Annotated in this window: 3 protein-coding genes; 1 reads left to right on the forward strand and 2 read right to left on the reverse strand. The window is 80.0% G+C overall.

From position 1 onward, the window contains the following. Positions 1 to 69: 69 nt before the first annotated feature. Together HLB09_RS15635 and HLB09_RS15640 are read right to left on the reverse strand one after the other, a co-directional pair. On the reverse strand, positions 70 to 516 hold the full coding sequence (locus tag HLB09_RS15635; protein WP_171204246.1) for a 6-pyruvoyl trahydropterin synthase family protein: 447 nt from the start codon (positions 514 to 516) through the stop codon (positions 70 to 72). Then, positions 513 to 1,670 carry a zinc-dependent alcohol dehydrogenase gene (locus HLB09_RS15640; protein WP_212771213.1) on the reverse strand — a complete coding sequence of 386 codons (1,158 nt, stop codon included), beginning with the start codon at positions 1,668 to 1,670 and terminating at the stop codon, positions 513 to 515. Before HLB09_RS15640 ends, HLB09_RS15635 begins: the two co-directional genes overlap by 4 nt. A gap of 6 nt (positions 1,671 to 1,676) precedes the next feature. Between HLB09_RS15640 and HLB09_RS15645 the strand changes: the two genes are divergently transcribed. After that, positions 1,677 to 2,459 carry a CDP-alcohol phosphatidyltransferase family protein gene (locus HLB09_RS15645; RefSeq protein WP_212771214.1) on the forward strand — a complete coding sequence of 261 codons (783 nt, stop codon included), beginning with the start codon at positions 1,677 to 1,679 and terminating at the stop codon, positions 2,457 to 2,459. Positions 2,460 to 2,621 lie beyond the last annotated feature (162 nt).

Genomic DNA, 2,621 nt, shown 5'->3' on the forward strand with positions numbered 1-2,621 from the left:
CCGCGCCGCCGGGGCCCGCGCCGCCGGGGCCCGCGACGGGAGGAGCGGGGGCGACGAGCCGCAGCCCCTTCACGCCGCTCCCCCGGCACGACGGGCCACGAGGTCGACGCTGACGCCCGCGGCCGCCCGGGGCGTCTCGCGCAGCACGACGTCGAGCCGCAGGAGGTCCTCGACGTGCGGCGCCAGGGCGGGGGCCGCCAGGAGCGCCTCGGCGACGTGGCACGCCACCACCTCGGTGGTCGTGAGGAGCCCCGCGAAGGCCGGGTGCTCGTCGAGGTCGCGGTAGTCGATGTCGGCGAGGACCGCGCGCAGCGCGGCCGTCGCGGCCCCGATGTCGAGCACGACGCCGGTGGCGTCGAGCCCGTCGCGCCAGAAGGTGGCGGCGACGTCGTACGTCGCGCCGTGCTTGCCCTGCGCCGGGCCGAAGGCCGGGTGCGGCAGGGAGTGGGCGACCATCACGTGGTCCTCGACGACGACCGAGAACGTCGTCCCGGGGCTTCGCGGGGGCGGGGTCATGCCGGTCGGTCCTCCGGGTCGGCGAGGGGGTGGTCGACGACGAGGCACGGCGCGTCCAGCTCCCCGGCCGCCAGGGAGACGAGGGCGGCCGGCAGCTCCGCGAGCGGCACCGAGACCGGCACGAGGGCGTCGAGCGCGTCGTCGCGCAGCAGCTCGAGGGCCAGCGCCAGCCGCTCGCGGGTGGTGCGGCGCGCGCGGCGGGACGCCGCGACGGCGCCGACCTGGCTGGCGCGCACGACGAGGCGGCGGGCGTGGAAGTCGGCGCCGAGGGCGACGGAGACCTCCCGGTCGCCGTACCAGGACAGCTCCACGAGCTCGCCCTCGTCGCCGAGCAGCTCGAGGCCGCGCGACAGCCCGGCGCCGGTGGCCGAGCAGTGGAGGACGAGGTCGCAGCCGTCGGCGGCGTCCGCGGGCGCGACGACGTCGACGCCGAGCGAGGCGGCCACGGCGGCGCGCGCGGGGTCGGGCTCGAGCACCTGCAACCGCCCGAGGGGGAAGGAGCGCAGCAGCGCCGCCACCGAGCAGCCGATCATCCCGGCGCCGACGACGGCGACGCGGTCCCCGAGGCGCGGGCCGGCGTCCCAGAGGGCGTTGAGGGCGGTCTCGACCGCACCGGCGAGGACGGCGCGGCGGGCCGGGACGCCGTCGGGCACGGGCACCAGCGCCGCGGCCGGCACGACGAAGCGGTCCTGGTGGGGGTGGAGGCAGAACACGGTGCGCCCGAGCAGGTCCGGCGGCCCCTCGGCGACGACGCCGACGGCCAGGTACCCGTACTTGACGGGCGCCTCGGGCGTCGGCGCCCGGAGGTCGCCGACGCCGAAGGGCGCGCGCATGAGGTCCGCCACCCGCGCGGGCACCCCGCCGCGGTGGACGAGCAGCTCGCTGCCCCGGCTGACGCCCGTGTGCAGGACCTCGACGAGCGCCTCGCCGTCGCCCGGGGCGGGCAGCGGCTCGGTGCGGAGCTCGCCCGTGCCCGGGCCGGTGGTCCAGTACGCCGTCGCGACGCCCCGCGCACCGGGCGACGGGGACGCGGACGACCCCCCGCTCGCCCGTCCGCCCGCCCGGCCCGGCACCTCGCCGTCGGCGGGCACGGAGGGTGACGCCGCCCCGGCCCCGCCGGGGTCTGGCGCCGGGGCGTGACCGGACGTGACCATGGTGCGGTGACCCTACGCGGGAGCTCCCCCGACGCCCAGGGCCGCGGGACGGCGAGGCGCGACGGCCCCCACGGCCGGGGCGGCGCCCCGGCGACCGCGGTGCGCGACGGCGCCCTGGCCACGGCGGTCTCGGTCGTGCTCTGCACCGGGCTCGTCGTGCTCGGCGGCATGGCCGCGAGCGCCCACCTCGCCGTGCTGGCGGGCGTGGGCCTGGTGGGCGCCGCGGCGGTGGCGGTCGGCTCGCGGCGCGACCGCTGGAGCGGGCCGGCGGACCGGGTCACCCTCGGCCGCACCGTCCTCGTCGGTGGGAGCGCGACCGTCGTCGTCCTCGCGCTGCTCGGCGACCTGCCGCCGCGGTCGTGGTGGCTGCTGGCGCTCGCAGCCCCGGCGGCGCTGCTCGACGCCGTCGACGGCGCGGTGGCACGCCGCACGGGAACCGCGACCCCCGCCGGCGCCCGCCTGGACATGGAGGTCGACGCCGCGCTGCTGCTCGTCCTGTCCGTGGCGCTCGGCCCGGTCGTGGGCTGGTGGGTCCTCGGCGTCGGCCTGATGCGCTACGGGTTCATCCTCGCCGGGCGGCTGCGACCCCGCCTGCGACAGCCGCTGCCGTACAGCCTCTTCCGTCGCGCCGTGGCGGCCGCGCAGGCGGCCGTGCTCGTCACCGCGCTCGCGCCGGTCGTGCCCGTGCCGCTGGCGGCGGGAGCGTGCGCCGCGGCGCTGGCGCTGCTCGCCGTCTCGTTCGGGCGGGACGTCGCGGCGCTGGAGCGGCGCGGGCGCGCCCGCGGCTGACGGACGACCGCCGCCGTCGAGGAGCGGGCGGGACGCCCGCACGCTCAGGAGCCGCTGAGCTGGTCGGCGAGCGCGCCCCAGCGCGGCCCGACCCCGCGCAGCACGGCGGTGCGGCGCTCGTCGACTTCCTGCGCCGGGGCAGCGAGCCCGCGCGCGCCGTCG

It is taken from the genome of Pseudokineococcus marinus (genome assembly GCF_013004605.1).
GTDB classification, from domain to species: domain Bacteria; phylum Actinomycetota; class Actinomycetes; order Actinomycetales; family Quadrisphaeraceae; genus Pseudokineococcus; species Pseudokineococcus marinus.